This window comes from Arthrobacter sp. P1_H7 (assembly GCF_056405215.1).
Map to the genome: position 1 here is coordinate 110,786 of NZ_JBFUCO010000018.1, position 6,697 is coordinate 117,482.

At 66.5% G+C, this 6,697-nt stretch carries 8 protein-coding genes and 1 pseudogene; 6 read left to right on the top strand and 3 right to left on the bottom strand.

What is annotated here, in order from left to right:
- Positions 1-28: 28 nt before the first annotated feature.
- Complete coding sequence (locus AC1DXI_RS17835) at positions 29-499, bottom strand: hypothetical protein (RefSeq protein ID WP_476939717.1); 471 nt, start codon at positions 497-499, stop codon at positions 29-31.
- Positions 500-702: 203 nt separating this feature from the next.
- Between AC1DXI_RS17835 and AC1DXI_RS17840 the strand changes: the two genes are divergently transcribed.
- On the top strand, positions 703-1,719 hold the full coding sequence (locus AC1DXI_RS17840) for a response regulator transcription factor (protein WP_476939718.1): 1,017 nt from the start codon (positions 703-705) through the stop codon (positions 1,717-1,719).
- On the opposite strand, the gene AC1DXI_RS17845 is transcribed toward AC1DXI_RS17840, so the two are convergent.
- A complete protein-coding gene (locus AC1DXI_RS17845) occupies positions 1,716-2,378 on the bottom strand; it encodes a signal peptidase I (RefSeq protein ID WP_476939719.1) in 663 nt (220 codons plus the stop codon). The two genes, AC1DXI_RS17840 and AC1DXI_RS17845, sit on opposite strands and share 4 nt — an antisense overlap.
- Positions 2,379-2,469: 91 nt before the next feature.
- Entirely contained in the window at positions 2,470-3,081 is a 612-nt protein-coding gene (locus AC1DXI_RS17850) for a TasA family protein (RefSeq protein WP_476939720.1), read from the bottom strand.
- A gap of 188 nt (positions 3,082-3,269) precedes the next feature.
- Here AC1DXI_RS17850 and AC1DXI_RS17855 point away from each other — a divergent pair, with 188 nt between their 5' ends.
- The 5 genes and pseudogenes from AC1DXI_RS17855 to AC1DXI_RS17875 form a co-directional block, all read left to right on the top strand.
- Positions 3,270-4,208: an NAD-dependent epimerase/dehydratase family protein gene (locus AC1DXI_RS17855; RefSeq protein WP_476939721.1), complete on the top strand. Its 939-nt coding sequence runs from the start codon at positions 3,270-3,272 to the stop codon at positions 4,206-4,208.
- Between the two features lie 43 nt (positions 4,209-4,251).
- Positions 4,252-4,641, top strand: a complete 390-nt coding sequence (locus tag AC1DXI_RS17860; RefSeq protein ID WP_018773872.1) for a DUF1622 domain-containing protein — start codon at positions 4,252-4,254, stop codon at positions 4,639-4,641.
- Positions 4,642-4,680: 39 nt separating this feature from the next.
- A complete protein-coding gene (locus AC1DXI_RS17865; protein ID WP_476939722.1) occupies positions 4,681-5,469 on the top strand; it encodes an isocitrate lyase/PEP mutase family protein in 789 nt (262 codons plus the stop codon).
- A 182-nt stretch (positions 5,470-5,651) separates the two neighbouring features.
- Positions 5,652-6,341, top strand: a complete 690-nt coding sequence (locus AC1DXI_RS17870; protein ID WP_476939724.1) for a YqjF family protein — start codon at positions 5,652-5,654, stop codon at positions 6,339-6,341.
- A 108-nt stretch (positions 6,342-6,449) separates the two neighbouring features.
- Positions 6,450-6,697: pseudogene (locus AC1DXI_RS17875) on the top strand (hypothetical protein); the annotation flags it as partial.

Sequence of the window (6,697 nt, forward strand, 5' to 3'; positions counted from 1 at the left end):
CCAAAAGCCCGCACCGCCGGCACACGGTTCAGCAGGTGACAGATTGCTGCAGTTCCGGCCCGGTCCATGGGCCTACCCGGGCGGAGAAAGTGAACGTGTAGGTTCCCTTGCCGTTGCCCTTGCTGAGAACCTTGACCTCATGCGTCGTGTCCTCGGGGGCAATCTCGGTCACTGCCTGGGGCCCGGTGGGAGAGGTCAACGTCGCCGTATACGCCGTGGCCCGGGCTACAGCGGCGAAGCCCGTGAAACTGATGGCTGCACCTTTCTTCCCCTGGATGGTGGTGCATTCCAGCGTGCCGTTGATGGATGCCGGGGCCGGGACCGTGTAGGTGCCCACGTTCAGGGCGGCGGCGGTTCGGGCCGTGAACGCCGCGGAGGCCAGCCCGGGAGCCCCCAGCACCACGGCAACAGCCAGAGGGGCGGCCAGCAGCCCGGACCGATGAGCCAACCACCCGGGCGAGACCCGCGGGGCTGCCGCAGAGCGCTTGGCGAGGTTCACTGGTGGCACTTTCTCTCCGTGCAGTTGATCGTTGCTTCAACTCTGACAGCCGAGCTTCAACACCGGGCCGGGTTAAACTTCAACTTTTGCTCAAGAAAACCTGTTAGCCTGAACTCCAGTGTTACGCCTGTGGCTTGTGTCACACACCGTGACGCATGGGGTGGTTGCTACTCACGGGTCTCTTGGTCTTAGAAGCTGGGGTTATGTTGGATTCACAGGGTCAGCTCCGCGCTGTGGTTGTAGATGGCGACGGCGACGTGCGACTCCTCATCTGCCGGACACTTCAGTTGCAGGGCTTCACTGTTTTTGAGGCCGGTTCCGGTGCCGAAGGCCTCCTGAAGATCCAGGAACACCGCCCGGACCTTGTCACGCTGGAGCTGGAGCTTCCAGATTTGGACGGCGTGGAGGTGTGCCGCCGGCTGCGCAAATTCTCCGACGCCTACGTCGTCATGATCACGGCCCGGTCGGATGAGATCGACGAGGTGATGGGACTGGAGATCGGAGCGGATGATTTCATCCGCAAGCCGTTCAGCCCGCGCTCAGTCCAGGCCCGTGTAACGGCAGTGATGCGGCGCCACCGGCCAACCGCGCAACGCCCCACGCCGCGGCGCCGCGCAACGGATTTCATGCCGGCCGCTTTCGCACCGCCCGCGCCCGGCGACTCGGCCCACCGCGACACAGCGTCCGGTACGCCCGGGGCGCCCGGCGCTCCTGGGGGGCCTCCCCGCCGTCGTGCGAGCGACGTCGGCGCCGTCCCCCCGGTCTCCTTGCCGGCCAGCGCCGCCGTGCCCGCAGCGTCCGGGGAGCAGTCGCCCGGGTCCGTTGCAGCCACAGGTTCCGGCTTGCACTCAGATGCCAACGGCGTCCTCAGGCACGGCCCGCTGGTCGTCGAGGCAGAAGGCCGGGTGGCGTCCCTTCATGGTGTCGAACTGGAATTGACGCGCACCGAATTTGATCTCCTGGAGGCCTTGGCCGGGGCACCGCGTCGCGTGTGGACCCGGAAGGCCCTGTTGACCCAGGTCTGGGGCAACGAATGGCCCCGGGAGGAGCACCTCGTGGAGGTGCACGTCGGCAACCTGCGCAAGAAACTCGGCGACAAAGGCCGCGAACCGCGGTTCATCCGCACGGTGCGCGGCGTTGGCTACCGCATGGCCCCGGTGGAAGCAGCGGGCAATCCCGCCGACCTGCGCGGAATCCAGGATCACGCCTCCGCCGGTTAGCGCGGCTTCCGCCAGATCGCCGTCATTACGACGACGACGAACAGGGCAGAAGCGCCGTAGAGGAGTACCGACTGGGCAAGCGGCTCACGCAGCGCCCTGATGCCGTGGCCCAGATATGGCACGACTCCGGCCTGCGTGTAGACGTAGTCCTCGGAGAGCACCGCAGTCCACGGGTCGGGCCCGGGGTTGGCGTCACCCTTGGTGGTCACCGACGTCGCGCCGGCATTGTCCCGTTTGATGCTGGCCACCCGGTGGGTTTCAATCCGGTGATCGTCAATGGGGATGCTGTAGGTGATGACGTCGCCGACCTTCAGCTCGGAGACCGGCGTCCTCACGCTGACGACGACGTCCCCCGGGTTGATCCCCGGCGACATGCTCCCCGTGAGCATGGTGGACGTCTGGTAGTTCAGGAAACGCGGCCCGACAGCGAGGAAGAGAAATACCAAGGCAGCGGCGACGAGAAGGACTGTGAGCACAACACTCCCGGCGGCACCAACCGCCTTGGACAACAGGCGCCCGCGGGCCGGCGGCACCAGTTGGGCTCGACGTCGTCCGCGGCTGGAAACGGAATGGTCCTGGACTGGACTGCCCTGCACGGGGCCGTCTGCTGACGGGAGGTCGGCGGAGTCCCTCGAATCTGCGGTGATTGCTGCGCTCACGGGACGGTACCTCCTGCCGTGTTGCTCATATGGGTAAAACCGGGGGCTCAGTACGGCCGAGACCAGGCCGCACTGAGCCCCCGAGCATGGCCTACTTGGCGCCCGCCTGGCGGAAGGTGGCATCGAAACTGAACTTGATGGAGCTGTTCTTGCCCTGGAAGGTGTTGTCCGCCGAGGCCGGAACAGACATGGTGACGCGAAGGAAGTCGGTGCTGCCTGCAGTCAGGGACTTCAGCGTATTCGGCAGCGGATAGACCCCGACCACCCGGCGAAGGGACAGGACAGTGGTAGGAGCGCCGGCCGAGCACGTGTAGGTGAAGGACGGGGACGCCCCGGCTTCCGTCCACGCCACGGGACAGCTCTCAATCAGCAGCTGCAGGCCGTTCGTGGCGTCGGTGTCCAGAATGGACGACGTCGTAGCGGTGGTTGTGAGGGTAAGCCCCGTCAGGTTCTGGTCGCCATTGTTGACCAGGGTGACAGCGCGCTGCATGGAGTCGCCCGGAATGGTTCCTGTGGCCGCCACGTTGAGCCGGTCGTTGGTGCCACCGGCCAGGTTCACGGTGGCGGAATTGACCGCTGCGGAAGCCGACGTGCTGGCGGTGAAGCCACCGTAGGTACCCATCCCGGCCACGCCGGCGGCTGCGGCGAGGAGTGCTGCGGAAGCAAGAACCTTGCTGGAGGTGGAATTGAGGTTGAGACCCATCAGAGTTCCGTTTCGTGGGGCCGGCCGTGGCTGGCCGGGCGACGTATGTAGCATCCGCCAGCCCCCTGGCTGACCCTTACAACGATGCCCGGACACCTTCAAGGCAAGGCTGCAGCGGGCGACAAGATCACTTCAAGATTTCCTCAAGCCTGTCCGTGGCGCTTCCCGAAGGCTGGCAGACTGGCTTCATGACTGTTCTGCTGGCCGGTTGCGGCGATCTAGGCACCGAGGCCGGGCTGCGTTTCGCCGCGGCCGGCCACCGCGTGGTGGGGTGGCGTCGCTCGCCGGAGAAACTCCCGGCCGCCATCGAGGGGGTCGCCGCTGACCTGGGCTCCGTTGAGCTGCCGCCCATCCCGGCGGACACCACCGCCGTCGTCGTTGCGGTTGCCGCGGATTCCCCGACCGAGGAGGCTTACCGTGCCGCCTACGTGGACGGGCTGTCGAACGTCCTGGACGCGGTCCTCGCCTCCGGGGCAAGCGTCCGCCGGGTCCTGTTTGTGTCCTCGACCGCCGTCTACGGCGACGCCGGCGGCGGCTGGATTGATGAACGCACGACGCCGGAACCCGGCGGGTTCTCGGGCCGCATCATCCGCAAAGCAGAGGAACTCCTCCACAGCCGCCTGCGCGGCACCGGCATCACCCCCGTAGTGCTGCGGCTCGGCGGAATCTACGGCCCCGGCCGGACGCGATTGATCGACCAGGTGCGCAGTGGAACCGCCGTCATTCCTGCCGCGTCGCGTTTCACCAACCGGATCCACCGCGACGACGCCGCCGCCGCAATCGTCCATCTGTGCACCATGGCCACGGTTCCGGCGCCGGTCTATCTGGGCGTAGACAATGAACCGGCCGAACTCGGCGACGTGCTGGTTTTCCTGGCCACGGAGCTGGGTCTCCCCCGGCCTCCGTCGGAGTCCGCTGGTGCGGTTGCGGCTGGTGCAGCTGCTGGCGGGCCGGCGTCGGGCGGCAAAGCGGCGGGCGGCGAAGCGGCGGGCGGCGAACCTTCCCGGGGTGGCAATAAGCGGGCCAGTAACGGGCTGCTCCGCAGCACCGGTTTCGAGTTTCAGTACCCGAGTTTCCGAGAAGGCTACCGCGCTGTTCTCGCCGGGGTTGGCGCCCGGCACCCATAAAGTCTTGTTGTGAACGTCGCCGTTTATTTCTCCGAGGAGAACCATGGAAATTCAGCACATCATTGAGACGGCCGGCAGCCTCATGGACTTCGCCGGGGTGGCCGTCATGGTGCTCGGCGCCCTCGTGTCCGTCCCTATGGCGCTGCGCGGATTCCAGCCCAGGCGCCTGCCGGCGGGTTCCGCACCGCTGTCCTTCTACCGCTCGTACCGGCAACTGCTGGGACGCTCCATCCTCCTCGGGCTGGAGTTGCTGGTTGCGGCCGACATCATCCGGTCTGTCGCCATCACACCAACCTTCGAGAGCGTCGGCGTGCTGGCCATTATCGTGCTGATTCGGACGTTCCTGAGCTTCTCACTCGAATTGGAAATCTCCGGACGCTGGCCCTGGCAGAGTCAGCGCGAGGGTTCCGCTGCCGCGCCGGCGGCCAGCTGAACCCTTTCGAGTGTCGGCGGCTCCAGTTAGGCTCGGGGCATGACAGACAACGCGCGTTCTCTTGCCCCCAAAGCCACCGAACTGCTCCGTCTCCATCACGCACCGGAAATTCTCCAAGTCGTCAACGTCTGGGACGCCATCACCGCGAAAGTGGTTGCCGACGTTCCGGGGACCAAGGCGTTGGCCACGGCCAGCCATTCCATCGCTGCGTCCCGCGGCTACGAAGACGGCGAGAACATCCCGCTGGACGAAATGATCGCCGCCGTCGGGGTGATTGCCGCCGCCACGTCGCTGCCCGTCAGCGCTGACCTCGAAGCGGGCTACGGCAATCCCGGCGAAACGGTACGCAAGGCCATTGGCGCCGGCGCCGTCGGGGCAAACATCGAAGACCAGATGCGCCCGCTCGCCGATGCCGTTGAACAGATGAGCTCTGTGATCCGCGCCGCCGAGGCCGAGGGCATCGATTTCGTCCTCAACGCCCGCACCGACGCCTTCTTGAAGGGCAAGGACCGGGCCCCTGCTGCGGTGCTTGCCGACGCCATCGAGCGCGGCCGGGCCTTCCTCGACGTCGGCGCGACCACGGTGTTCGTGCCGGGCCTGCTGGACGAGCCGACTGTCACCGCGTTGGTGGAAGGAATTGGGTGGAACAAGGTCTCGGTCATCAATGTGCCCGGATCACTGGCCCCGGCCAAATTGCAGGAACTTGGCGTGGCGCGCATTTCCTACGGCCCGTGGACCCAGCGCCTGGCGCTGACAGCGCTGGCCGATGCGACGGCGGCGCTGCTGGCCGGCGGAGCCCTTCCGGAAGGCACCCGGGCACTGAACTGACCTGCGTCCGCGAACCCTATTCTTTAGCCGATGCCGACTGTCTCTCACCGTGCGGCCGATTCTCATGATGAACACCGACTCGTACTCTGCCGACCGACTCGTACCCTGCCGACCGAAGGAAGCTGATCCGATTGGGCGTTGATCCTTGGCCGGCTGCACCCGAGCTTCCGGCGCCAATCATCATGGACCAGCGGTGGCTGGATGCCGTCTTCCTGCACTGGCGCATTCCGGAGGCAGTGGCGGCGCGGTTCATGCCACCGGGCGTCGCGCCCGATGTGTTCGATGGCACCGCCTGGGTGGGGCTAATCGGCTTCCGCATGCAGGGTGCCGGAGTCGGCCGCGGCCCTGGCATCCCCTATTTCGGAAGCTTCAACGAGATCAATGTGCGCCTCTACTCCCGCGAGCCGGACGGCACCCGTGGTGTAGTTTTCCGCAGCCTGGATGCTTCACGCATGGCGGTGGTCCTGGCCGCGCGGGCGGCCGGGATTCCCTATGTGTGGTCGCGCTCGAGCTACGTGGGCGCCGATGAGTTTGCGGGGTCGGCGTCGGCTGGGTATTCCGTCCGCCGTTTTCGGGGCGGCGCCCGGAGCGACTTCTCCGTCGTCCCGGAGCCCGACGCCGCGGCCACCGACGCGCTGTCGATCCACCTCACAGCCCGGTTCGGTCTGCATTCACGGTTCAGGGGCAAGACCATCTACGTGCCCAACACGCACAGTGCATGGCCCCTGTACCGCGCGCAGCTGATCGGACTTGAGGACCAACTCGTGCGCGCTGCGGGAATCGAAGTGGCCGGGAAACCCGAATCCGTACTTTTCTCGCCCGGAGTTCACACGCAGTTTGGCTGGCCACGGGTCCTGCACAGCCTGACGTGAACCTGCCTGATCGCCCGTCGATCCGTGGGAAGGTGGCGCCCGCGGTCTCAGAGTGATCACGTACGGTGCCCTCCTAAAATTGTCGGAGCCCTCAAATAGACTCGAGCCATGGAAGCCGTCAGGGATTTCATCAGGGATTTCGCCGCTTGCGAGGACGAGGCGCAGGGCACGGACCGGGGTGCAGCTACGGTCCGGCAATCCGGTGTGGACGCCGCCGTGGCCGCGCTGCGGGCGGTGAGTTCGACGGCGGTGGAGGATGCGGGCTCGTGGGGCTTCCGGGCCGCGGCGGACTTCGCCGGCAGCGTGGAGGAACTCTCCCGCACGGTGGAGTATCTGCAGCTCGTCGCGGCCGCCGC